Annotated in this window: 22 protein-coding genes; 13 read left to right on the top strand and 9 right to left on the bottom strand. The window is 63.5% G+C overall.

All coding sequences use genetic code 11. The features are described from left to right. Window positions 1-9: 9 nt before the first annotated feature. Complete coding sequence (locus tag MRUB_RS16295; protein ID WP_412176855.1) at window positions 10-174, bottom strand: cyclic lactone autoinducer peptide; 165 nt, start codon at window positions 172-174, stop codon at window positions 10-12. Between the two features lie 622 nt (window positions 175-796). On the opposite strand from MRUB_RS16295, the gene MRUB_RS00965 reads away from it, so the two are divergent. From MRUB_RS00965 to MRUB_RS00975, 3 genes are all read left to right on the top strand, one after another. Then, complete coding sequence (locus tag MRUB_RS00965) at window positions 797-2,143, top strand: MFS transporter (protein WP_013012492.1); 1,347 nt, start codon at window positions 797-799, stop codon at window positions 2,141-2,143. A 59-nt stretch (window positions 2,144-2,202) separates the two neighbouring features. After that, window positions 2,203-2,841 (top strand): ATP phosphoribosyltransferase, encoded by a 639-nt coding sequence (hisG, locus tag MRUB_RS00970; protein WP_013012493.1) that lies wholly within the window; start codon window positions 2,203-2,205, stop codon window positions 2,839-2,841. A gap of 73 nt (window positions 2,842-2,914) precedes the next feature. Then, window positions 2,915-3,931 (top strand): aldo/keto reductase, encoded by a 1,017-nt coding sequence (locus MRUB_RS00975; RefSeq protein WP_013012494.1) that lies wholly within the window; start codon window positions 2,915-2,917, stop codon window positions 3,929-3,931. On the opposite strand, the gene MRUB_RS00980 is transcribed toward MRUB_RS00975, so the two are convergent. Further along, a complete protein-coding gene (locus MRUB_RS00980; protein WP_013012495.1) occupies window positions 3,928-4,896 on the bottom strand; it encodes a quinone oxidoreductase family protein in 969 nt (322 codons plus the stop codon). The genes MRUB_RS00975 and MRUB_RS00980 overlap by 4 nt on opposite strands. Window positions 4,897-4,928: 32 nt before the next feature. On the opposite strand from MRUB_RS00980, the gene trmH reads away from it, so the two are divergent. Next, complete coding sequence (gene trmH, locus MRUB_RS00985) at window positions 4,929-5,561, top strand: tRNA (guanosine(18)-2'-O)-methyltransferase TrmH (RefSeq protein ID WP_013012496.1); 633 nt, start codon at window positions 4,929-4,931, stop codon at window positions 5,559-5,561. 41 nt (window positions 5,562-5,602) lie between these two features. After that, complete coding sequence (locus tag MRUB_RS00990) at window positions 5,603-6,784, top strand: VanW family protein (RefSeq protein WP_013012497.1); 1,182 nt, start codon at window positions 5,603-5,605, stop codon at window positions 6,782-6,784. A gap of 54 nt (window positions 6,785-6,838) precedes the next feature. Here MRUB_RS00990 and MRUB_RS00995 read toward each other — a convergent pair whose 3' ends face one another. Genes MRUB_RS00995 through MRUB_RS01005 form a run of 3 tightly spaced genes read right to left on the bottom strand, consistent with a single transcriptional unit; the run spans window position 6,839 to window position 9,579 of the window. Continuing rightward, on the bottom strand, window positions 6,839-7,654 hold the full coding sequence (locus tag MRUB_RS00995; protein WP_013012498.1) for a transglutaminase family protein: 816 nt from the start codon (window positions 7,652-7,654) through the stop codon (window positions 6,839-6,841). A gap of 12 nt (window positions 7,655-7,666) precedes the next feature. After that, window positions 7,667-8,608 carry a ribokinase gene (gene rbsK, locus MRUB_RS01000; protein ID WP_013012499.1) on the bottom strand — a complete coding sequence of 314 codons (942 nt, stop codon included), beginning with the start codon at window positions 8,606-8,608 and terminating at the stop codon, window positions 7,667-7,669. Window positions 8,609-8,649: 41 nt separating this feature from the next. Continuing rightward, window positions 8,650-9,579, bottom strand: coding sequence for a nucleoside hydrolase (locus MRUB_RS01005; protein WP_013012500.1), 930 nt, complete (start codon window positions 9,577-9,579; stop codon window positions 8,650-8,652). Between the two features lie 53 nt (window positions 9,580-9,632). Between MRUB_RS01005 and MRUB_RS01010 the strand changes: the two genes are divergently transcribed. Genes MRUB_RS01010 through MRUB_RS01020 form a run of 3 tightly spaced genes read left to right on the top strand, consistent with a single transcriptional unit; the run spans window position 9,633 to window position 11,383 of the window. After that, complete coding sequence (locus MRUB_RS01010) at window positions 9,633-9,896, top strand: hypothetical protein (RefSeq protein WP_013012501.1); 264 nt, start codon at window positions 9,633-9,635, stop codon at window positions 9,894-9,896. Between the two features lie 10 nt (window positions 9,897-9,906). Further along, window positions 9,907-11,004 carry an alanine racemase gene (gene alr / locus MRUB_RS01015; RefSeq protein ID WP_013012502.1) on the top strand — a complete coding sequence of 366 codons (1,098 nt, stop codon included), beginning with the start codon at window positions 9,907-9,909 and terminating at the stop codon, window positions 11,002-11,004. Between the two features lie 58 nt (window positions 11,005-11,062). Next, a complete protein-coding gene (locus MRUB_RS01020) occupies window positions 11,063-11,383 on the top strand; it encodes a DUF3208 domain-containing protein (RefSeq protein WP_013012503.1) in 321 nt (106 codons plus the stop codon). Window positions 11,384-11,388: 5 nt separating this feature from the next. Here the strand turns inward: MRUB_RS01020 and MRUB_RS01025 are convergent, their stop codons facing one another. Further along, entirely contained in the window at window positions 11,389-11,964 is a 576-nt protein-coding gene (locus MRUB_RS01025) for a GNAT family N-acetyltransferase (protein ID WP_015586269.1), read from the bottom strand. A 42-nt stretch (window positions 11,965-12,006) separates the two neighbouring features. On the opposite strand from MRUB_RS01025, the gene MRUB_RS01030 reads away from it, so the two are divergent. Next, on the top strand, window positions 12,007-12,513 hold the full coding sequence (locus MRUB_RS01030; RefSeq protein ID WP_013012505.1) for a MogA/MoaB family molybdenum cofactor biosynthesis protein: 507 nt from the start codon (window positions 12,007-12,009) through the stop codon (window positions 12,511-12,513). A gap of 222 nt (window positions 12,514-12,735) precedes the next feature. Here the strand turns inward: MRUB_RS01030 and MRUB_RS01035 are convergent, their stop codons facing one another. Continuing rightward, on the bottom strand, window positions 12,736-12,993 hold the full coding sequence (locus MRUB_RS01035) for a hypothetical protein (RefSeq protein ID WP_013012506.1): 258 nt from the start codon (window positions 12,991-12,993) through the stop codon (window positions 12,736-12,738). A 111-nt stretch (window positions 12,994-13,104) separates the two neighbouring features. On the opposite strand from MRUB_RS01035, the gene MRUB_RS01040 reads away from it, so the two are divergent. Beyond that, window positions 13,105-15,309 carry an MMPL family transporter gene (locus MRUB_RS01040; RefSeq protein ID WP_013012507.1) on the top strand — a complete coding sequence of 735 codons (2,205 nt, stop codon included), beginning with the start codon at window positions 13,105-13,107 and terminating at the stop codon, window positions 15,307-15,309. Window positions 15,310-15,321: 12 nt separating this feature from the next. On the opposite strand, the gene MRUB_RS01045 is transcribed toward MRUB_RS01040, so the two are convergent. Both MRUB_RS01045 and ftsH read right to left on the bottom strand, forming a co-directional pair. Then, the gene (locus MRUB_RS01045) at window positions 15,322-16,494 is read right to left on the bottom strand and encodes an alanyl-tRNA editing protein (protein WP_013012508.1); all 1,173 of its coding nucleotides are present in this window, start codon (window positions 16,492-16,494) and stop codon (window positions 15,322-15,324) included. A 22-nt stretch (window positions 16,495-16,516) separates the two neighbouring features. Next, window positions 16,517-18,397, bottom strand: coding sequence for an ATP-dependent zinc metalloprotease FtsH (gene ftsH, locus MRUB_RS01050; protein WP_013012509.1), 1,881 nt, complete (start codon window positions 18,395-18,397; stop codon window positions 16,517-16,519). A gap of 282 nt (window positions 18,398-18,679) precedes the next feature. Here ftsH and dnaK point away from each other — a divergent pair, with 282 nt between their 5' ends. The 3 genes from dnaK to MRUB_RS01065 all read left to right on the top strand — a co-directional run bounded on the left by dnaK (window position 18,680) and on the right by MRUB_RS01065 (window position 22,109). Then, window positions 18,680-20,545: a molecular chaperone DnaK gene (gene dnaK / locus MRUB_RS01055; protein ID WP_013012510.1), complete on the top strand. Its 1,866-nt coding sequence runs from the start codon at window positions 18,680-18,682 to the stop codon at window positions 20,543-20,545. Between the two features lie 78 nt (window positions 20,546-20,623). Then, window positions 20,624-21,178 (top strand): nucleotide exchange factor GrpE, encoded by a 555-nt coding sequence (locus MRUB_RS01060; RefSeq protein WP_013012511.1) that lies wholly within the window; start codon window positions 20,624-20,626, stop codon window positions 21,176-21,178. 55 nt (window positions 21,179-21,233) lie between these two features. Next, window positions 21,234-22,109, top strand: a complete 876-nt coding sequence (locus MRUB_RS01065; RefSeq protein WP_013012512.1) for a DnaJ C-terminal domain-containing protein — start codon at window positions 21,234-21,236, stop codon at window positions 22,107-22,109. Window positions 22,110-22,121 lie beyond the last annotated feature (12 nt).

Below are 22,121 nucleotides of genomic sequence, written 5' to 3' on the forward strand. Positions count from 1 at the left end.
GACGGTAAGCTAACGCAAACCCCCGGACAGACCTGTCCTGAGGCCATAACTTTGCGCGTCAGGTCTCGAGGGTTGGTGCCAGACCCAGGTGCAGCACATATTTTTCCGAGCCGTTCCGGTGAGCATAACGCTCATATAGCTCCCAAAGTTCGCGTTGCAGGGCTTTGGCATCATCTCTGTCCAGCATCAGGCCTCCGTTCCAGAGGTTGAGGATGGCGGGGTGCTGGGGGTTTAGGTGTTCGGGTGGGTGGGCTTCCTCCTCGAGGTAGGAGCCCCAGACCAGCAGCCCATCAGCGTTGCGGTAGACCACAATTTCCGATCCGGGGTGTTCTCGCAGGGCTTTTTGCAGGCTGCGCTCGAGGCGGGCCTTCCAGAAAGCATGACCGGTTAAGTTCTCCAAGAGGCGCTGGGGTATCAGTTCCAGGGGAACGCGAAAAGAGGTAGAGATGGCCTGGTAGTGCTTGATGGGCCGCCCTTGTCTTTTGGAGACCGCTACCACCTTCAACAAGCCGGCCTTGTGCATCTGCTCGACCCGGTAGTGCAGGGTTTGGATGGGTAGACCGAACGCCTCGGCCGCGGCTTTGATGGTGGTGGGGCTGCGCATAAAGGGCTTGAGAAATACGGCGCTCTTGGGGTCGGCCAGAATGCGGGCGGCCAGCGCGTTATCGACCAGGTGTGCCCTGGGCATGCTCTGGGACATATTTGTAGCCTACTCTAAGTTTTGTATTTTTTGTGGAGTAGATATTCCCTAAACTCGAGGGCTAGGAAGGTGCTTGTGGGTAGCACACAAACCAATATGCAGCCGTACTTAACTGGATTGAGGGGCTTCACGCTGGTGGCCCTGGGGCAGTTGGTCTCGCTGGTGGGCAGCGGCATGAGCCAGTTTGCCCTTACCATCTGGGCCTTCGAAAAAACTGGGTTGGCCACCTCGCTGGCTCTGATGGGCTTTTTCTATATGGTTCCGCTCATCCTGATCTCGCCCCTGGCCGGGGCCTGGGTCGATCGGGGCAACCGCAAGCTCATGATGATGCTCTCCGACCTGGGCGCTGCGGGGGGTACGCTGGTGGTATTTTTGCTGTATTTGAGTGGAAACCTTGAGATATGGCATCTGTACGTGGTGGGCACGCTCAACGGCCTGACCAGTGCCTTCCAGTGGCCTGCCTACTCGGCGGCCATCTCCACCATGGTGCACAAGCGAGACTACGCCCGGGCCAATGGCCTGCTCTCGCTGGCGGAGTCGGCTTCGGGCATTGGGGCTCCCATTCTGGCGGGTATCCTGCTAGGGCTGGTGGGGCTGAGGGGCATTCTTCTACTGGATCTGCTCACGTTTACGGCGGCTTTCACTACCCTTATGCTGGTGCATGTACCGCAGCCCAAGCCAAGCGCAGCGGGCAGGGAAAGCCGGGGCAGCCTGCTGGGTGAGGCCCTGTATGGCTTCCGGTTCATCTTTGCCAGACCCAGCCTGCTGGGCTTACAGACGGTGTTCTTGCTGGGTAATTTGGTGGCCAACCTGGGTTCAGCCATCATGGCCGCAATGATTCTGGCCCGCACAGCCTCGAGCGAAACCGCCCTGGCAACCGTGCAGAGTGCCGCAGGGGTGGGGGGGGTTCTGGGTGGGGTGCTGCTCTCTACCTGGGGCGGCCCCCGCCGCAAGGTGCACGGAGTGCTTATGGGCTGGGTGCTCTCGAGCTTTTTTGGCAGCGTGTTGCTGGGCCTGGGACAGAGCGTGTGGGTCTGGGCTACCTGTGCCTTTATATTTGCCCTGATTGTGCCCATCCTGAACGGCTCTAATCAGGCCATCTGGCAGGCCAAAGTGCCCCCCGATGTGCAGGGCAAGGTGTTCGCGGCCCGGCGCATGATCGCCTGGGTGGCTGGGCCTTTGGCGATGCTGGTGGCCGGCCCCCTGGCCGACCGGGTGCTGACCCCAGCCATGATGCCCGATGGGGCCCTGGCGGGTGTTTTTGGAGGTTTGGTGGGGGTGGGGCCCGGGGCCGGAATGGCGTTTTTGTTGGTGATTAGCGGTCTGCTGGGGATGGTGGTGGGCCTGGGGGGGTACTTGTTCCGGGTGGTGCGGGAGGCCGAAGACCTGATCCCCGACCACGACCACACCCCTGAGGTTCGTCCAGAACCGGTAGCATCGTAGCCGCATTTAGAGAGGGCCGAATGAAGCGCCTGGCTTTGGTGTGATATAAGGAAGCTCGGATGATTCGAGGACGTTTCACGCTGGTGGTGGCTTTGCCCAAGGGGCGCAACTTCGCAGATGGCTACAGGGCCCTGGCGCAGGCCGGGCTGGAACTGCCCCCCCTCGAGGGCGAACGGGCCTTGCTGCATGGGCAGGAGGGGGGGGTGGCGGTGCTCGAGCTGCGCAACCACGACGTGCCCACCTACGTCGACCTGGGCATTGCCGATGTGGGGGTGGTGGGCAACGACGTGCTGCTGGAGTCGGGGCGCGATGTGTACGAGCCGGTGGATCTGGGCACGGGGGCCTGCCGCCTTTCGCTCATCCGCCACCCGGCTGCGACCGACCCCATTCGCCGAATTGCCACCAAATACCCCCGCTTTACCGCGCAGGTGCTGCGCGAACGGGGGATGGTGGCCGATATCATCGAGCTGGCCGGTAATGTTGAGCTGGCCGCCCTCACCGGGCTGGCCGATGCGGTGGTGGACGTGGTGCAGACCGGGGCTACCCTCAAAGCGGCGGGCTTGCTCGAGGTCGAGGTGCTGGCCCACTCCACCGCCCGCTTTATCGTGAACCGCCAGTCGCTTAAGCTCAAGCGCGACCTGTTGCGTCCCCTTATCGAGCGCCTGCGGGCCAACGCCCACAACCTGCCCGCTTCCTAAGCCCAGAGCTGCCAAGGGCAAAGATGAAAAACGTTGCAATGCTCGAAGGCCGATGGCCGTAGAATCAGGCCCTATGCGCTACCGCAAACTAGGAAAATCCGGTCTGTTTGTTCATCCCATCGCCCTGGGCACCATGCAGTTTGGCTGGACGGCCGACGAGCCCACCGCCTTTGCCATTATGGACGCTTTTGTGGAGGCGGGCGGTAACCTGATCGATACCGCTGACATCTACAGCACCTGGGCGCCAGGCAACCCCGGCGGGGTCTCGGAGGAAATTATCGGGCGCTGGCTCAAAAGCCGGGGGCTGCGCGACCGCGTGATTGTAGCTACCAAGGTGCGCGGCCCGATGGGGCCGGGGGGCTCGGAAGGGCGCAACCACCCCCTGCAGCGCGAGGGGCTCTCGCGGGTCTGGATTATGCGGGCGGTGGAGGACAGCCTGCGCCGCCTGCAGATCGATCACATCGACCTGTACCAGGTGCACTGGGTGGATAACCAGGTGCCCATCGAGGAGACCCTCTCGGCCCTGACCGACCTGGTGCGCAAGGGTTATGTGCGCTACATCGGCTGCTCCAACTTCTCGGCCTGGCGCTTAATGCAGGCCTTGTGGGCCTCGGATAAGCACGGCTTTGAGAGCTTTATCTCGATCCAGCCCGAGTACAGCCTGACCATGCCCACCCGCATGAACTTCGAGCGCGAGCTGGCTCGAGTCTGCGAGACCTATGGCCTGGGTGTCATTCCCTACAGTCCCCTGGCCGGTGGTTTCCTGACCGGTAAATACCGGCGCGACCAGCCCCTACCCGAGAGCGTGCGGGCCCAGGGCATCGCCAGCGGACGCTTTAGCGAGCAGAACTGGAAGATACTGGATAAGGTTCTGGAAATTGCCCAGCAGCGCGGAGCGCATCCGGCCCAGGTGGCCCTGGCCTGGCAGCTATCACGCCCCTTCATCACCGCCCCGATTGTTGGAGCCAACTCCGTGCAGCAACTGCAAGATCTGCTACCGGCTGCGCAGCTACAACTGAGCGCGGAAGAGGTGGCGGCGCTCAACGAAGTGTCGAGCTGGCCGCTCTCCCGCACCGAGCGGGAAGTTTAGGGATAGAGCAGGATTTTGCCGGTGCTCTGCCGGCTTTCCATTAGGGCGTGGGCTTGGGCGGCCTGCTCGAGGCTGTAGCGCGCTCCAATGTGAAGCCGGATCCTACCTGACCGGAGCAGGGCAAAGACGGCCTCCACGGTGGGCCGCAGCAGCTCGGGCCGATTGCGCCGGTAATGCCCGCTGCTGTAGCCGATGACGGCTTTGGTCTGGCGGTGCAGCGGGCGGGTCTCGAAGCTGCCGGCCTGGCCGCTGGCATGCCCGTACACCACCAGGCGGCCAAAAGGGGCTAGGCAGCGCATGCCCTGGCTAAAAACCTCCCCCGCCACCGAGTCGAGGATCAGATCAGCGCCTTTTTGCTGGGTTCGCTCGAGCACCTGTTCAGCAAAGCCCTCGTACCCCACCACGGCATCGGCCCCCAGACTGCGGACGAACCCGGCCTTGGCCGGATGCCCCACGGTTCCGATGACCAGCCCCGCGCCCAGGGCCTTCGCCATCTGCACCGCCAGGCTGCCCACGCCACCCGCAGCGGCGTGCACCAGCACGGTCTCGTTTGGCTGCAAGCGCCCAGCCCAGGTCAGGGTGTTGTAGGCCGTGACCAGGGCGGTCAGGCCCGCGACCGCTTCGTCGGGCAGGTCGTCGGGAACTGGGTAGGTTAGCACCCCTTTAGCCAGTACTTTTTCGGCGTACGAGCCCCCACTCGCAAAGACTGCCACCCGTTGCCCCAGCGCCAGGCCCCTGACCTCCGCGCCCAGGGCTTCCACCACCCCTACCGCATCCAGCCCCGGTATAAAAGGGGGCGGTGAACCGGCCTCGTAGCCGCCCCGCCGGGCCTGGACGTCGGCGTAGTTGAGGCTGGTCAGGCTGGTGCGCACCAGCACCTCGTCGGGCCCGGGGCTGGGTTCGGGCACCTCCCGGTAGCGCAGGTGTTCGGGCGGGCCGTTCTGTTCAACCACGATGGCTTTCATGCCGTCATTTTGGCACAGTACAATGAACCTCCGTGACGCCAGAACGCCTTGCCAGGATTCGCGCCGTATTGAACAAACGCCAGCCCGACCTGACGGTGCTGATGGAGCGGGTGCATAAGCCCCACAACTTTTCCGCCATTCTGCGCTCGTGCGACGCGGTGGGGGTGCTCGAGGCCCACGCCATCCCGGCCAAGCACGGTATTCCAAACCTGGAGGAAGCCGAGGATCTGAGCCTCAAAGGCAAAACCTTCAACGAGACCTCCGGCTCGGCGGCCAAATGGGTGGGGCTGCAACTGCACGCCGATACTGCCTCGGCTTTTGCCCACCTCAAGGCGCGGGGATTTCAGGTGCTGGCCGCGCATTTTTCCGAGCGGGCCGTGGACTACCGTCAGGCCGATTACACCCGCCCAACCTGCATCCTGCTGGGTACCGAGAAGTGGGGGGTCTCGCCGGAGGCCGCCGAGCTGGCCGATGCCCACATTCTGATTCCCATGGTGGGCATGGTGCAGAGCCTGAATGTTTCGGTGGCGGCGGCGGTGATTCTGTTCGAGGCCCAGCGCCAGCGCTTGCAGGCAGGTTTTTACGAACAGGTTCGTCTTGCCCCCGAGCAGTATGAGGCTGTGCTGCAAAGCTGGATGGCCCGGCATGCGCAGGGCCAGGGTTAGTTTGCACACTTTTTGTGTATTTGGGGCCTTAGAGTGGGGGTATGCGTACTACCACATTGGCTATTTTTTGCTGGATTTCGCTAGCTTTGGCAGGGCCGGACGGCCTTTACTACGCTTTAGAAAACCGCATTGAAAAGGGCCAGATTGTGACCGTGGGGGTGTCCCAGCGCATCAAGATTGGGGGGGTGGGGCAGCTTCCGCTTCTGCTCAAGCAGGCGGCCCGGCCCGCGCTCGAGGCCCGCTGGCGCTACGACGCGGCTTTGAAGGACTGGGTGCTGCAAGACCAGATGGGTCATACCTTCGATCTGGCCGAGGCCAAGAAGCGCTACCTTGAGGCCCTGCAATCCGGCCAGACAGAGTTTTTGCTACCGGTGCGCCACACCCTGCACCCTCGAGGCACGCCGTATTTCTACAACCTGGGCATTCGTGAGCTTTTAGCCGAGGCCACCACCTCCTTTGCTGGTTCCTCCTACGAACGCCGCTACAACATTCAGCTTGGGGCCAGCCGCCTTGATGGCGCGCTGATTCCTCCAGGCGAAATTTTTTCGTTTGCCAGGGCCATGGGCGAGGTCTCCGAACGCACCGGCTTCAAAAAAGCCTTTGTGATCTCCGGCGAACAAACGGTAGAAGGGGTGGGTGGGGGGATGTGCCAGGTCTCAACCACCCTCTTCCGCTCAGCCTACTTTGCGGGACTGCCCATCGTGCAACGCCAGCCCCACAGCTACCAGGTGCGCTACTACCAGCCCACCGGCCTGGATGCCGCGGTGTTTCTGCCCTCCCTCGACCTCAGGTTCAAAAACGATACCCCCGGCCACCTGCTAATCCAGAGCAGCGTGCGCGGCAGCCAGATCACCTTCCGCATTTTCGGCACCAGGGACCGCCGGGTCACCTGGAGCAACCCCATCGTGCTAAACCGCACGCCGGCCCTGCCCACCCGCTACATCGCCACGCTCGAGCTGCCAGCCCAGCGCTTTGTGCAGGTAGACTGGGCCGCCGAAGGCGCCACGGTGCAGGTTCACCGCACCATTCGATTCTCCAATGGCAGGGTGCAGAAAGACACCCTCACCAGCACCTACCGGCCCTGGGGGGCGGTGTATCTGGTGGGGGAGGGCACCCAGCTTAAATCGGGCCGGGTTATTACCGCTGCCACCGACGACGCCCCCGACAACCACGGTTACCGCCTGCCCACCCAGAACATTCTGCGTCCCACCCGCAGCCCCTAGACAGGGCAAAAGAACACCGGTTGTGAATAGGGGTTGGCGGGGGAGCAGCCCACCCTACAGCACCTTGACCTGAACCAGCACGTTCAGGCGCTCCTGGCCCCCCCCACGGCGAAGCCCCTTAAGCGGTGGGCAGTCGTCGTAGTCGCGCCCATGGGCTTTTTTGATGTACTGCTCGGTAATGGTGGAGTTGTTGGTGGGATCGTAACCATACCAGCCTGAGCCGGGCACAAAGGCTTCAACCCAGGCGTGGCTGCCCTGTGAGCCAACCCCTGTGGCCAGGTACCCCGAGACGTACCGGGCCGGAATTCCCACGCTGCGTAGAACCGCCAGCATGGCCTGGGCGTAGTCCTGGCAGACCCCAGCCCGGCCTTCCACAAATTGCAGCAGTGGGGTGTTGAGCTCGGTGGCGGTGGCGTCGTAGCGAAAACTCCGGTGGAGGTGCTCCGTCACTTCCAGCAGGTAGCTGTGCAGGTTTTCGTGGGGAAGAGGGCGGCGCACACCCAGCAGCTCGAGCCAGTTGTGGTGCAGGGGTATCCTGGCCGTGGGGGCCAGAAACTCAAAGAACCTGGGCTGCAGGCTTCTTAAGGCCTGAACGGGTACCGGCCGGGGCTCGGGTATGGCAAAGGTCAGGACTTTGGCCTGGGTTTCTACCCGCAGGGTGGTGTGGGGATGATGCAGGTGAAAGCTGTACACCCGGTTATGAAAGTAATCCTGCCGGCTGCGGGCTGGGGCATGGGGCGTAATCTGAAGGCGAAACTCCAGAAGCCCCTGGCGGTGATCATCGACTGGATAGAGCCACAACTCGTTGAAGGAGTCCCGCGCCGCGTCGGGGTAGAAGTACTCGGTTAGGTGGTAGACCGCAAGCAGCACCGCTGGCAACCTTCAAAGCTCGAGCCGCGCGCACACCTCCTCGCGCCAGGGCAGCGAGGATTGAGCGCCGGTTTTGGTGGTAGCCAGGGCCCCGGCCACACAGCCGTGGGCCACCGCCTGGGCCAGGGGCCTTCCCTCACAGAGGGCTGCGGCCAATGCCCCGATAAAGGCATCCCCGGCCCCAGTGGCATCGACGACCTCTACTTCGGGAACTGGCTGATGTCCCTGGCCCTCGGGGGATGCCCACACTGCTCCCTGTTCACCCAGGGTGATGATGACGGTGGGCACTTTTTTAGCCAGTAGCTGGGCTACCTCGAGGGCCATCTCGGGTGAGTCGGGCTTGACCCCGCTCAGGCCCAGGGCTTCGATTTCGTTGACCACTAGGATGTCGATATGGTGTAGGAGTTTATCGGGCAGTTTTTGCGCAGGTGCAGCGTTCAGGATGACCTGAGCGCCGGCCTGGCGGCCCAGCTCGGCCGCCCGTCGCACGGTCTCGAGGGGAATCTCGAGCTGCAAGACCACCACCCGGGCCTCCTCGAACTCGGCGGGGGAGAGGTGCTCGGGCCGTAGGCGGTGGTTGGCCCCCGGCGAGACGATGATGGTGTTCTGCCCTTCCTCATCAATCGCAATGAAAGCCACGCCGGTGGGGGCCGCGATGGGAAGGGTGGCGCTCACATTGATCCCCTCGCGCTTGAGGGCGTTGCGCAGTTGCTGGCCGAACTCATCCTGCCCCACCCTACCAATCATGCGCACCCCGGGGGCTGGGCCGGGGCTGGCGCTTTTGGTGGGCATGGGGCGGGCCAGCATGCGCGCGGCGGCCACGGCCTGGTTGGCCCCTTTACCGCCGTGATGGGTCTCGTAATCCGAGCCCAGGAGGGTTTCGCCGGGAACCGGATGTCGCTTGACCCGCACCACCAGATCCATGTTGATGCTTCCCACCACCACAATGCTCATGGCCTATAGCTTATATCTTTACGGCCAACAGGACTCCCGTGCTATGCGTAGCGCGCAATGCGCTCCAGCAGCAGCTCGTAGAAGCCGTCTACGTCAACCTCGAGGCCCACTTCGCAGTTGGGTTGCCTGCCGGTCACCCGCCAGTAATCGCAGACCGTGCGCCCAAAGGTCAGCCCCTCATTGGCCTCGATCTCCACGTTGAACATCGCGGTTTTGAACAGCTCGGGACGTAGCAAATAAGCCACCGCGCAGGCATCGTGGATGGGGGCCCCGTCCCATTTGTAGCGCTGAACGTGGTGTTCGCGGAAGAACTCGAGCAGCTCGGCCACGAAATTGCCAACCCGTGTTTCCAGGGCCCGGAAGCGCGCCACCCGGGTGGGGTGGGCGATGGTTTGATGGGTCAGGTTGAGGCCCATCATCACCAGCGGAACCCCGGCTCCAAAGACAATTTTGGCGGCATGGGGGTCACACAGGATGTTGAACTCGGCGCTTGGCGTCCAGTTGCCAATGTCAATCGAGCCGCCCATCAGCACAATTTCTCGAATCTGGGGAATGATGCGGGGCTCGAGCCGCATAGCCAGGGCGATGTTGGTGAGAGGGCCCACCGGCACCAGCGTGACCTCGCCGGGATGCTGGAGCACCTGCTCAATAATGAAGTGCACAGCGTGTTCCGGCTCTGCCTGGCCGCTAGGGGTGGGCAGATGGGGGCCTTCCAGCCCCGAGACCCCATGCACAGCCTCGGCGCTGATGCGCTCGCACACCAGGGGGCGGTCGGCTCCGGCGTAGATGGGCACGCTTTTGCCCAGCACCTCCCGCACCACCAGGGCGTTGCGGGTGGTGCGCTCGAGGCTCACGTTGCCATACACGGTGGTGATGCCCAAGACCTCGAGCTCCTCGCTGGCCAGGGCCAGCATGATGGCGATGGCATCGTCGTGTCCGGGGTCGCAGTCGAGGATAATTTTGCGCGGCACGCCAGATAGCTTACACCAGCGGCGGTCTTGCTTGGAGTAGAATCGCCTTATCTATGCTCGAGGTCAAAGAAGCGGTCAGGATCGCCACCGAGTATATCCAGACCCTCTTCAACGAAAAGCAGATTCCCGAGTTGCGGCTCGAGGAGGTCGAGCTCACGCCCGACAACCGGTTCTGGGAGGTCACACTGTCCTTCGTGGTGCGCGAACCCACCGCCTACCTGAGCCTGGGCGATGCGGCCCGCACCCGTGAGTACAAGATCTTCCGCATCAACGCCGAGACCGGCCAGGTGCAGAGCATGAAGATTCGCAAAGTATAAACTAGCAGTCATGCGGCCTGCCTGGCTGGAAATCAACCTCGATGCTTTAGCCCACAACTACAACCTGCTGCGCTCCCGAGCTGGAAATACCCAGGTGATCGGTGTGGTCAAGGCCAACGCCTATGGGCATGGGGCGGTGGAGGTGGGCAAGGAACTGCTGCGCCTGGGGGCCTGGGGGCTGGCGGTGGCCACCACCGACGAGGCCCGCGAGCTGCGCAAGGCGGGCATTGTGGCCCGTATCCTGCTGATGGGGAGTCTGCACCCCCAGCAGGCCAGGGAGGTGGTCGAGCTGGATCTGATCCCTTCCATCTCGACCCTCGAGAGCGCCGAGGCCCTCAACGCCCTGGGTAAGCCGGTGACGGTGCACCTCGAGTTCGACACCGGCATGGGCCGGGTGGGCTTCCAGCCCGAAGAAGCCCCACAGGTCAAAGAACACTTGGTTCGCTATGAAAACCTGCTCGTCCAGGGCATCTACTCCCACTTTGCCGATGCTGAGGAGGATGTGCTCTGGACTAAAGAGCAAATTGCTCATTTCAAGCAGGTGCAGCAGGTGTTTGGGCCGGGCTACTTTTACCACCTGTGCAATACGGCCGGAACTTTTAATTTTGGCGAATACGGCCTGAGTGCGGTGCGTCCGGGCATCGGCCTGTATGGCCTCCTGCCCCACTTGGGCCTGAAGCCCATTGCCCGCCTGCTGGCCAAACCCACCCAGGTCAAAGAGCTGCCGCCGGGGCGCAGAATCGGCTACAGCGGACTCTACACCACCCAGGGCCGGGAATGGATCGCCACCCTGCCGGTGGGCTACGCCGATGGCATCCCCCGCCTGGTCTTCAACCGGGCGACGGTTCGGTATTACCCGGATGACCAGCCCTGCACCTGCCCGGTGGTGGGCCGGGTCTCGATGGATCAGATTACCGTGAAGCTTCCGGGGCCGGTGGGCCTGGAGCAGGTTTTTGAGGTGGTCACCCCCGACTTCGACCCCACCAGCAGCCTGTGGGGCTGGGCCGAGCTGACCGGAACTGTCAGCTACGAGCCGGCGGTGCGGCTTGCGGCCCGCCTGCCCAGGGTATACCTACGGGATGGAACCGAGGTGGCGCGGGTGGGATAGAGGGCCAAAGCCACTTTTGGTTTCGCCCCCAGCGGCGAAAATCAGACCTGTGACTGCGATGAAGGCCATCAAGCTGTTTCAGGGTTATCTGTGGCACCCCAAGGAACTCTCCTTCGACCCCCGCGAGGCAATTCCCCGCCAACTGGGGGAGGTGCACGTGCTGATTGATAAAGTGCGGGCCCCCATGACCTTTTTCGAGGACGGCACCCCCACCGAGACCCAGCAGTTTTACCAGGTGACCCTGCTGGTGCGCACCGAACAGGAGCCACAAGACCTTAAGCCGCTGGCGCTGTGGGTGAGCCAGGCGCTAAAGCCCTACCTCGAGGCCACCCCCAAGGAGGTGGGCTGGCAACTGCTGGAAGACCTGCGGCAGGTTTGAGCTGGCTAGCGATACAGCCGGGCCTCGAGGCCTTTTTTCACCTGGGGCCACTCGTCGTCGATAATCGAATAAACCGCGGTGTTGCGGATGGTGCCGTTGGGGTAAATCTGATCCTTACGCAGAATGCCCTCAAAGGTAGCCCCCAGCTTCTCGATGGCCTTGCAGCTACGGGTGTTACGGGCGTCGGCCCGAAACTGCACCCGGATGGCCTTCAGATCCTCGAAAGCCCTGCACAAAAGCAGGTATTTGCTCTCAGGGTTGGCATAGCCCCCTTGAAAAGGGGTAAAAATCCAGGTGGTGGTCTCTAAACCGCGGTACTCTGGGTTGATCCGCACATAGCCGGTGCGCCCGGCCATCTGGCCGCTGGCCCTGTCGACGATGACCCAGTTCACCCGATCTTTAGCGCTCAACAACGAGCGGATGTAATTTTGCATGGCCTCTAGGGTGGCTTCCCTGGGGGCGTTGCTCAGGTACTGCACCATCTCGGCGTCGTAGTGCTCGAGCAAAGCCGGGGCGTGCTCCAGGCGCAGGGGCTCTAGTCGAATATACAGACCCTCCAGGATTGGGCAATCGTGCCACATATAACCCAAAACTACCATCTTTATGCTCTAAATTTGTACTGAATGATTCGAGTCGGCATCCTTACCATTTCCGATCGTGAAGCCCGCGGGGAGAGCGAAGACCACGCTTATGCGGCGTTGCGCGAGAGCCTGGCCTTAGGCCCCTACGAGATTGCCAATTACGAGATTATCCCCGATGAGCCGGCCCAGATTAAGCGGGTGTTGCGCTTGTGGGCCGACCGCGATGGGCTGGACGTGATCTTGACACTGGGCAGCATCCGCCTCAGCAACCGCGATCACGCCCCGGAGGCCACCCGCGAGATGCTGGAGAAAGAGGCGCCCGGGATTGCGGAGCTTATCCGCATGGAAACTTACAAGAAAAACCCTTTAGCAGCGCTATCCCGTGGGGTGGCGGGCGTGCGGGGCAAAACCCTGATTATCAACCTACCGGGAGGGCCGCAGGGCAGCAAGGACTCCCTCGAGGTCATCCTGCCCCTCATTCCCGAGGCGGTGCAGCGCATCACAGGCCGCCCGGTGGCCCATCTGGCCAACGGCTTTTCCTTCGACTGACCCTAAGCCCAGAGGCACCCCAAGGCTGGGGGTGCGGCCCCCGGGTTCACCGGGTGGTTTGTATATGGGTGAGGGGCAGCGCAAAACGATGATAACCTTGGCCTGGGTCGCTTATGCATTTTGAAGAAATGCTGGTTTTGCTGGTTCACAAAGGGGTCTCCGATATTCACCTGCACGCCGGCATGCCGGTGCTGGCTCGCATTGGCGATGAACTCAGAACCGTTAGTTCAGCCACCGGCTCCGCTGGTAGGGGCAGCGGGCCATCTCCGGGCATTTGCGTCGGCCCTGGCGTAAAGCGGCAACCTCCGCGGGGTTGAGCAGTTCCTTGCAGACCTCACAGCGCTGATGCGACCGGCTCAGCAGGCGCAGCCCGCGCGAGCGGGTGCGGGCCTTCCAGCCTGCCGGCAGCACCCCCTGCAAGACCCGGAGGAGAAAATAGAGCACCAGCCCAACCGATAATGCGGCGACCAAATAATCCACCCCATCATCCTAAGGCCTCATAGGGGCGCTGGAGCAAGCGCGGGCTTGGTCAATTGCAGCACCCATCCTTGTCTTCGTGTGAAAGAAGGCTCATCTTGAGTGAGTTTTCGTATGCTTGCCCCCCTGGCCCGCCTGGTTGCCCGCTATCCTGTACAGATCGTTCTGGTGTGGCTGTTGCTGGTGCTGTTGGCCATACCGGCTGCCCGGCTGGCCCCGCAAAACCTGGCCGCCAACGCCAGCGCTGTAAAAAACAGCGAAGCCCAGAAGGTTTTGCAGATCTTGACCGAGGCCTTTGGTCTACCTCCGGTCGACCGTACGGTGCTGGTCAGTGAATCCAGCCTACCTGAGCACGACCCCCGCTTTCGCCAGACCTACAACCAACTGATGGCCCGGATGCAGACCCTGGAGGGGGTGCTGCGGATTCACCGCTACGACGCGCCCAGCCCGCTCCAGCAGCAAAGCCAGGATGGCAAAATAACCGCCACCCTGCTGGACACGCGCCTGGAGAACGGCGAGGCCGTGATCGAGGCTTTGAGACGGGAAGCCAGGGCTGCCCAGACACCCGAAATTCGCTTTTATGTCACCGGGGCCACCGCCGTTACCAAGGACTTTTTGCACCTGCTGGAGGCCGATGTCAAGCGCAGCGAACTGATGGCCCTGCCCTTAACCGGGCTGGTGCTGCTCCTGGCCTTTGGCGCCCTGGTGGCGACCGGCCTGCCCCTTTTGGTGGGGGTGGTGGCCATCACCACCGGCCTGGCCTGCTTGTTTTTCCTGACGCTTTGGGGCGAGGTGAGCAGTTTTGCGCTTTCGGTGATTACCATGCTCTCGCTGGGCGCGGGCATCGATTACGCCTTGCTGATGGTCAATCGCTTCCGTGAGGAACTGGCCGCGGGCCGCCCGGCGCAGGCGGCGGCCGCCATCACCACCCAGACCGCCGGCCGCACGGTGGCCTTTAGCGGGCTGGTGGTGGCCATTGCCATGGGGGCCATGCTGGTGCCCGATCTGACCTTTATCCGTTCGATGGGGGTGGGCGGGGTGATGGCCATTACCCTGACGGTGCTGGTTTCCATCACCCTGCTCCCGGCCCTTCTGGCCTTGCTGGGCGAGCGGGTTAACGCGCCACGCCGCTGGGCCTTCAAACCCACCAGCAGCGGGAAGGCCAGCCCCTTCTGGGGTCGGTGGGCTAGCGTGGTGATGCAGCGCCCCTGGATGTGGTCGTTTGGGGTGATGGGGCTGCTTCTGGCGCTGGCCTGGCCGGCCACCCAGATGAAGCTGGGCTACACCGGCGCGTTTGGACTGGGCCCCCATGTGGAGTCACGCAAGGGCCTGGAGCTCATCCGACAGCTCGAGCTCGGGGGGGCGCTGGACGCCTTCGAGGTGCTGCTCGACCTGGGCGAGGAGGGCTTTACCCCTCAGAACCGGGCCCGCTGGCGGGCGCTCGAGCAGCGTCTTTCGGCCTGGCCGGAGGTGCGGCTGGTGGTCTCGCCCTTCCTGGCGGGCCGCCTGGAAGGCCAGGGCGGGTTTGCTGAGCTGGTGGGCCTCACCAACCAGTACATCAGCCAAGACCGCCGCTACCTGCGTCTTACGGTCATTCCCCGCGACGCTGTTCACGCCCCTAGCATCCCCGATTGGTATGCCCGCCTCAAACAGGAAGCGCAGCAGGCTGGGTTCCAGCGGGTGCTGCTGGGCGGCGCGCCGGTGGGTTCGATGGAGTTTACCCAGGCCCTGGTGGGGGCCATGCCCGCTGCCATCGGGACGGTTTTTGTGGCCACCTTCCTTTTGCTGGCGGTGGCCTTTCGCAGCCTGGTCATCCCCCTCAAGTCCATCCTGATGAACACCCTGACGGTGGGGGCGGCCTATGGCCTCATTACCCTGGTGTTTCAGGAGGGGTTTGCAGCGAGGCTGGTGGGTGCGCCCACCGATGTGGGGGGCATCGACAGCTCGCTCCCGATCCTGATGTTTGCGGTGATTTTTGGGCTTTCCATGGACTACGAGATCTTTTTGCTCTCCCGCGTGCAGGAGGCCCACCTGGCCGGGCTGGACACCCCCCAGGCCGTGCGCTACGCCCTCGAGCGCACCGCCGGGGTAATTGGCAGCGCCGCCCTGATTATGGTGATCGTCTTCTCGGCCTTTGTGGTGGGGCAGGTGGTGGCCAACAAGACCATTGGTCTGGGACTGGCGCTGGCGGTGCTCCTGGATGCCACCCTGGTGCGGCTGGTGCTGGTGCCGGCGGTGCTGGTGCTGGCGGGCCGGTGGAACTGGTGGTTGCCCGAGCCGCTCCAGCGGGTCATGCCTAGGGTGCGCCTCGAGCCGTAGTCGGTTTGGGTTTTAGCGCTCCTGGGCCAGGTATCGCTGAAAGGCTAACAAAGCCGGGTGGAGTGATTTCAGGGGCATAACCCCCAGCTTGACCAGCGCCCCTCCGCCCCGGGCCCCCAGCGGCTTGAGCACCTCCTCCCAGATGGCTTGCAGGTCTTCGCTGCGGCTGGGGTGTTTGAGCAGGACATAGCGGGCTTTGTCCTCGGCCTGGGCTACCAGCAGGGCCAGCACCCCCGGCCACTCGGCCAGGCGCTTGCCCACCATGTCCAGCACGCTGTGGGGCACCTGGGCGGCCATGGTCTGTGTGGGGAACTCGGTCAGCAGGTCGCGCATAATGCGCTCGGCCAGCTCGTCCTTGAGGGCGGCGTTTTCGGCCCGCGCCCTGCGCCACTCCTCGCGCAGGTTGCCGATGGGTTTTTCGACCTCGAGGGGGCTCGAGCTAAACCACTCCCCCAGGCGGGCCAGCAGGCGGTGCTCCTGCTCAAAGAGCTCGAGGGCCTCCCAGCCGGCCATGAAGTAGACGCGCGTGCCGCCTTTGTAACGCTCGAAGCGGGTTATTTTGATGGGGCCAGCCTCGCCGGTGCGGGCCACGTGCAGGCCGCCGCAGGCCACCCTGTCCCAGCCTTCAATCTCCACCACCCGGATAAGCCCGGCCACCTTGGGGGCGCGGCGCAGGCCGTGGGCTGGGGCCTCCGCGTCGTTTATGAAATAGGTACGCACCGCTGTGTTGGCGTACACCGCCCAGTTGGCCAGGGCCTCGGCCTGGCGGATCACCGCTTCGTCGGGTGGGCCGTCGAAGTCCATGGTGCAGACCGGGTTGCTCATATTCACAGCCACCACGTTCCAGCCTGCGGCCCGCAAAAAGGCCTGGCCCAGCATGTGCTCGGCGGTGTGGCGTTGCATATGCCGGTAGCGCCGGGCCCAGTCGAGCTGGCCCACCACACGCTGCCCCTCCAAAAGGGGGCTTTCCAGCCGGTGGATCACCGGGCCGGTGGCCTTGGCGTCCTCGAGCACCTCCAGCACCGCAACCCCACCCAGGTGGCCGGTATCACAGGCCTGACCGCCCGAGGTGGGGTAGAAAAGGGTCTGATCCAGCACGGCAAAGTGCTTGCCGCCCTCGCTCCAGGCCCGCACCACCTGGGCCTCGAACTGGCTTTCGTAGGGGTGATCCCAGTAAGCGCGCACGCCGACAGCTTACCCAAAAACCTCAGGCCCCGCCCAGGTTGGGTTTGACCTTGGGGACAACCCGTGGGGGCTCCTTTTCCTCTTTGTCCTTGGGGGTTTCGCTGGTGGGCTCGAGGCGCTCCAGCTTCTCGCCTTCCACCACCCGCACAAACTCTTCGGCGTTCAGGGTCTCACGCTCCAGAAGCGTCTGCGCGACCCGCTCGAGCACCTCCCTCTTTTCGGTGAGCAGGCCCAGCACCCGGTCGTGCTGCTCCTGCAACAGCTTTTGCACGGCCTCGTCAATGCGCCGGGCGGTGTCCTCGGAGTACTGCCGGGTGTCGTAGCCACCCAGGTAGGTGTCCTCGCGCACCTGGTAGGCCACCATGCCAAAGTCGGGGTGCATCCCCCACTCGGTAATCATGCGGCGGGCCAGGTCGGTGGCCTGGCGGAAGTCGTTCTCGGCCCCGGTGGTCACGTCGTCGAAAATGAGTTCCTCGGCCACCCGGCCCGCCAGGGCCACGGCGATCTGGTCGGTCAGGCGCTTTTTGCTCCAGTGCAGGGTGTCCTGGCGGCTGGGCATCATGAAGCCCATGGCCCGTCCCCGCGGGACGATGGTCACCTTGTGCACCTTGTCGGCGTGCTCGAGGAAGTGCGCGGCCAGCGCGTGCCCGGCCTCGTGGTAGGCGGTGACCTCGCGGTCTTTCGGCGTGATCACCATGCTCTTTTTGGCGGGGCCCATCATCACCCGGTCGGCGGCTTCTTCCAGGTCTTTCATGGTGATTTTTTTGCGGCCATCGCGGGCGGCCAGCAGGGCTGCCTCGTTGAGGAGGTTTTCCAGATCGGCTCCCACAAAGCCGGGGGTGCGCCTGGCCAGCAAAGATAGATCCACATCTTCGGCCAGGGGCTTGCCCTTGGCGTGAATCTTGAGGATTTGCTCACGCCCCTTCACATCGGGGGCATCAATGGCCACCTGGCGGTCGAAGCGGCCCGGCCGCAGCAGCGCGGGGTCGAGCACGTCCGGGCGGTTGGTGGCTGCCATAATGATGATGCTGGTTTCTTTCTCAAAGCCGTCGAGCTCCACCAGCAGTTGGTTGAGGGTCTGCTCGCGCTCGTCGTTGCCGCCGCCCACGCCGCCCCCGCGCCGGCGGCCCACCGCGTCAATTTCATCGATGAAGATGATGCAGGGTGCGTGGCGCTTGGCGGTCTCGAACAGGTCGCGCACCCGGGCGGCCCCCACCCCCACGAACATCTCCACGAAGTCGGAGCCCGAGGCGGCGATAAAGGGCACCTTGGCCTCACCGGCCACCGCCCGCGCGATATGGGTTTTGCCCGAGCCGGGCGGCCCGACCAGCAGCACCCCCTTGGGAATGCGGGCCCCCATCTCGTGAAAGCGGGCCGGGGCTTTGAGGAACTCCACGATCTCTTTGAGCTCCTCTTTGGCCTCTTCGCAGCCGGCCACGTCTTTGAAGCTGGTTTTGGGCGCCTCGGTCAGCACCTTGGCCCGGCTTTTGGTGAAGCTAAAGGCGTTGTCGCCCGATGGGCCCCGGTTGCGCGAGAAAAAGAAGAAAACCCCGATCAGCAAACCGATTAGCAGCAAAGGGATCAGGAATCCCAGCAAGGGATTTTCTCGTCTGGGTGCGGCAATATCCACCTGGATTTTTTTGTCGCCCCACTCGCGGATGGTGCTGGTGTCTATGGGGCCCGGCGCAAAGGTGACGTATTGATCGCCGTCCTCGCGGCGGGTGACGTTGAGCTGCCGTCCATCAACCGTAATTTTGGCCACCCGGCCCTGGTCAATTTCGTTAAGAAAAGTGGTATAGGCAACCTGGTTGGCGGGCTGCTGATGCGAGGTAAGGCTGAAAGCCCAGGCAATCAGGATAGCTGCCAGCAGGATAAACCATAAGTTGAACGGCAGGCGGTTCATTGTTTTTTTAGCCTACACCGATTTACAGGTATAAAGGTAGTCAAAAGAACCGTGTTGGGATAAGGGCTGTTTATCGCTTTTCGGGCCCCCAGCCGAGCGGTGCTGCTTGCCGCTACGGAGCCATCTGCCGCGCACAGGTTGAGGGTGTGCGCTATACATCGGTACGCGGCTGGAGCGGGGTTCAAACTTGATAATACTAGACTCAACTCTATTGACTATATCAATAATAACTGGTATCATATGGCTCAGTGAGCCGTGCTTAGTGCGGCCAGCGGAGGATGTATGGCAAAAGCCGTAGGAATTGACTTAGGAACGACCAACAGCGTTATCGCCATCATGGAAGGTGGCAGCCCGGTGGTGCTCGAGAACGCCGAGGGCGAGCGCACCACCCCCAGCGTGGTGGCTTATAAGGGGAGCGACCAACTGGTGGGCCGGGTGGCCCGCCGTCAGGCCGTGCTTAACCCCGAGGGCACCGTCTTCGAGATCAAGCGCTTCATCGGGCGCCGGTGGGAAGAGGTGCAGGACGAGGTCAAGCGGGTGCCCTATAAGGTGGTCAAGGGCCCCGATGGCGGGGTGCGGGTGGATATCGCCGGCAAGCTCTACACCCCCGAAGAGATTTCGGCCATGATCCTGCGCAAGCTGGTGGACGACGCCTCCAAAAAGCTGGGGGAGAAGATCACCAAGGCGGTGATTACCGTACCAGCCTACTTCAATAACGCCCAGCGCGAGGCCACCGCCAACGCCGGTAGGATTGCCGGCCTCGAGGTGCTGCGCATCGTCAACGAGCCCACCGCGGCGGCCCTGGCCTATGGCCTGGACAAAAAAGGCCACGAGACCGTGCTGGTCTTCGACCTGGGCGGGGGTACCTTCGACGTGACGGTGCTGGAGATCGGCGACGGCGTCTTTGAGGTCAAGGCCACCGCGGGGGATACCCACCTGGGCGGCTCCGACTTCGACCACGCCATCGTGAACTGGCTGGCCGAGGAGTTCAAGAAGGAGTCGGGCGGGGTGGACTTGAAGGCCGACCGGCAGGCCCTGCAGCGCCTGATTGAAGCCGCTGAGAAGGCCAAGATCGAGCTTTCGGCGGTTACCGAGACCACCATCAGCCTGCCCTTCATCGGCCTCGACCCGATCTCCAAGACCCCCCTGCACCTCGAGCGCAAGCTCACCCGGGCCAAGTTCGAGGAGCTGATCCAGCCCCTGCTGAAGAAGATCCGCGGCCCGGTAGAACAGGCCCTGCGCGATGCCGGCCTGAGCGCCAGCCAGATTGACGAGGTGCTGCTGGTAGGTGGTTCTACCCGTGTGCCGGCGGTGCAGCAGATTGTGAAGGAGATGCTGGGCAAAGAGCCCAACCGCAGCGTCAACCCCGACGAGGTGGTGGCCCTGGGGGCGGCGGTGCAGGCCGGTGTGCTGACCGGGCAGGTGGAGGACGTGGTGTTGCTGGACGTGACCCCGCTCTCGCTGGGGGTGGAGACCAAGGGTGGGGTGTTCACGGTGCTGATTCCGCGCAACACCACCGTACCGACCCGCAAGTCGGAGATCTTCACCACCGCCGAGCACAACCAGCCCTCGGTGGAGATCCACGTGCTGCAGGGTGAGCGCCCCATGGCCGCCGACAACAAGAGCCTGGGCCGCTTCCGTCTCGATGGCATCCCGCCCATGCCGGCCGGCGTGCCCCAGATCGAGGTGACCTTCGACATCGACGCCAACGGCATCCTGCATGCGACCGCCAAGGAGAAATCCACCGGCAAGGAAGCCTCCATTACCATCCAGAACACCACCACCCTCTCCGAGCAGGAGATCGAGCGCATGATCAAGGAAGCCGAGGCCAACGCCGAGGCCGACCGCAAGCGTAAAGAGCACGCCGATCTCAAGAACAACCTCGATGCCGCGCGCATTCAGGCGGAGCGGGTGATGGGGGAGAAGGAGAGCACCGCCGAGGCCAAGAGCCGCCTCGAGGCCGCCATCAGCCGGGCCAAGACCCTGGTGGACACCGACGGCTCCGACGCCGACCTGCGCCAGGCCACCGAGGAGCTGCTCGCGGCCCTGCAGGCCTACGAGCAGGGGGCGGCTGCGGGCAGCCAGGCCCAGAGCAGCACCCCCAAGTCCGACGACGTGATCGACGCCGATTACAAACCCGCCGACTAAGCCGCCAGCGATGGGGTGTGGGGAAGCCTGGCCTAGGCCGCGCCCCACGCCCCACTTTGGCCCACAGAGGTGCGATGTATGGAGAATAACGAACCGGTGGTTGAGACCCCAGAGGCCCAGAACGATCTGCCTGAAGTGGAGCGCCTCAAGGGTGAGGTGGAGTTTTTGAAAGCGGAGCTCGAGGCCTCCAAAAACAAATTCCTGCGCCTGTACGCCGACTTTGAAAACTACAAAAAGCGCATGGTGCAGGAGCTCGAGGCCGCCCAGCGCAACGGCAAATTCGATGCGGTGCGGGCCCTGCTGGGCACCCTGGACGACCTCGAGCGGGCGTTGGGCTTTGCCAGCGTGAAGCCCGAAGATCTGATTCCGGGCGTTAGAAGCGTGCTGGAAAACTTCACCCGCAGCCTCAAGAGCCTGGGGGTAGAGGCCGTGCCGGGGGTGGGGGCCGAGTTCGACCCGCGCTACCACGAGGCCATCGGGGCCGTGGAGGGCGAGGAGGGCAAGGTCATGCACGTCTACCAGCAGGGCTTCAAGTACGGCGACCTGCTGGTGCGGCCGGCGCGGGTGGTGGTTGGCAGCGGCGCTAAACCGGAAGAGGCCGAAGGCCCAAAACCGAGCGCCGAGAGCAACTAGCCTCCGGCGTTCGGCCCTCGGCCTCGAGCCTTACGTCTAACTTGCGGGGATGAATATGGCCTACAAGGACTACTACAAAATTCTTGGGGTTCCTAAGAACGCCAGCGAAGATGAAATCAAAAAGGCCTTCAAGAAGCTGGCCCGTAAGTACCACCCGGACGTGAACAAAGAGCCGGGGGCCGAGGAGAAATTCAAAGAGATTAACGAGGCCTACACGGTGCTGTCCGACCCGGAAAAGCGCCGCTACTACGATACCTACGGTGCGGCTGCGGGCAGCGCGGGCTGGCAGGGCCCCCCGCCGGGGCCGGGTGGTTTTGGGGGTTTTACCGGCAATGTGGGCGATTTCTCCGACTTTTTCCAACAGCTTTTTGGCGGCCGGGGTGGTTTTGGCGGCCTGGGTGACCTGTTCGAGCAGACCCCAGGCCGGGGTGCGCGCCGGGTGGCGGGCGACCTCGAGGCCGAGCTTCCCCTGAGCCTCGAGGAGGCCTACCGCGGCGGAGAAAAAACCATCTCCGTTGGCGCCGAGCGCCTTACGGTGCGCATCCCACCAGGGGTGCGCGAGGGCCAGAAGATCCGCCTGGCCGGCAAGGGGCGCGCCGGGGGCGACCTGTACCTGCACGTCAAGCTGCAGTCCCGGCCGGAGATGCGCCTGGAAGGCGATGACATTTACACCGTGGTGGAAGTACCGGCCCCCATTGCGGTGGTGGGGGGCAAGGTGCGGGTGCAAACCCTCGACGGCCCGGTGGAAATCACCATTCCCAGGCGAACCCAGGCCGGACGCAAGCTGCGCCTGGCCGGGAAGGGCTGGCCCCGCAAAGACAAAAGCCGGGGCGACCAGTACGCCGAGGTGCGGGTGACCATCCCCACCAACCCCAGCCCCGAGGAAGAGCGCCTGTATGCCCAACTGGCCGAGCTGATCAAGGTTCAGTAACGTCTGCTTGTA

It is taken from the genome of Meiothermus ruber DSM 1279, assembly GCF_000024425.1.
Taxonomy (GTDB): Bacteria; Deinococcota; Deinococci; order Deinococcales; family Thermaceae; genus Meiothermus; species Meiothermus ruber.

What these genes read in the sequence shown, in the direction of transcription:
- MRUB_RS16295 (WP_412176855.1), bottom strand. Translation starts at nt 174, where the DNA reads ATGATGCCAAAGCCCTGCAACGCGAACTTTGGGAGCTATATGAGCGTT.
- MRUB_RS00965 (WP_013012492.1), top strand. Translation starts at nt 797, where the DNA reads ATGCAGCCGTACTTAACTGGATTGAGGGGCTTCACGCTGGTGGCCCTG.
- hisG (WP_013012493.1), top strand. Translation starts at nt 2,203, where the DNA reads ATGATTCGAGGACGTTTCACGCTGGTGGTGGCTTTGCCCAAGGGGCGC.
- MRUB_RS00975 (WP_013012494.1), top strand. Translation starts at nt 2,915, where the DNA reads ATGCGCTACCGCAAACTAGGAAAATCCGGTCTGTTTGTTCATCCCATC.
- MRUB_RS00980 (WP_013012495.1), bottom strand. Translation starts at nt 4,896, where the DNA reads ATGAAAGCCATCGTGGTTGAACAGAACGGCCCGCCCGAACACCTGCGC.
- MRUB_RS00990 (WP_013012497.1), top strand. Translation starts at nt 5,603, where the DNA reads ATGCGTACTACCACATTGGCTATTTTTTGCTGGATTTCGCTAGCTTTG.
- rbsK (WP_013012499.1), bottom strand. Translation starts at nt 8,608, where the DNA reads ATGAGCATTGTGGTGGTGGGAAGCATCAACATGGATCTGGTGGTGCGG.
- MRUB_RS01010 (WP_013012501.1), top strand. Translation starts at nt 9,633, where the DNA reads ATGCTCGAGGTCAAAGAAGCGGTCAGGATCGCCACCGAGTATATCCAG.
- alr (WP_013012502.1), top strand. Translation starts at nt 9,907, where the DNA reads ATGCGGCCTGCCTGGCTGGAAATCAACCTCGATGCTTTAGCCCACAAC.
- MRUB_RS01020 (WP_013012503.1), top strand. Translation starts at nt 11,063, where the DNA reads ATGAAGGCCATCAAGCTGTTTCAGGGTTATCTGTGGCACCCCAAGGAA.
- MRUB_RS01025 (WP_015586269.1), bottom strand. Translation starts at nt 11,964, where the DNA reads ATGTGGCACGATTGCCCAATCCTGGAGGGTCTGTATATTCGACTAGAG.
- MRUB_RS01030 (WP_013012505.1), top strand. Translation starts at nt 12,007, where the DNA reads ATGATTCGAGTCGGCATCCTTACCATTTCCGATCGTGAAGCCCGCGGG.
- MRUB_RS01040 (WP_013012507.1), top strand. Translation starts at nt 13,105, where the DNA reads ATGCTTGCCCCCCTGGCCCGCCTGGTTGCCCGCTATCCTGTACAGATC.
- ftsH (WP_013012509.1), bottom strand. Translation starts at nt 18,397, where the DNA reads ATGAACCGCCTGCCGTTCAACTTATGGTTTATCCTGCTGGCAGCTATC.
- dnaK (WP_013012510.1), top strand. Translation starts at nt 18,680, where the DNA reads ATGGCAAAAGCCGTAGGAATTGACTTAGGAACGACCAACAGCGTTATC.
- MRUB_RS01060 (WP_013012511.1), top strand. Translation starts at nt 20,624, where the DNA reads ATGGAGAATAACGAACCGGTGGTTGAGACCCCAGAGGCCCAGAACGAT.
- MRUB_RS01065 (WP_013012512.1), top strand. Translation starts at nt 21,234, where the DNA reads ATGGCCTACAAGGACTACTACAAAATTCTTGGGGTTCCTAAGAACGCC.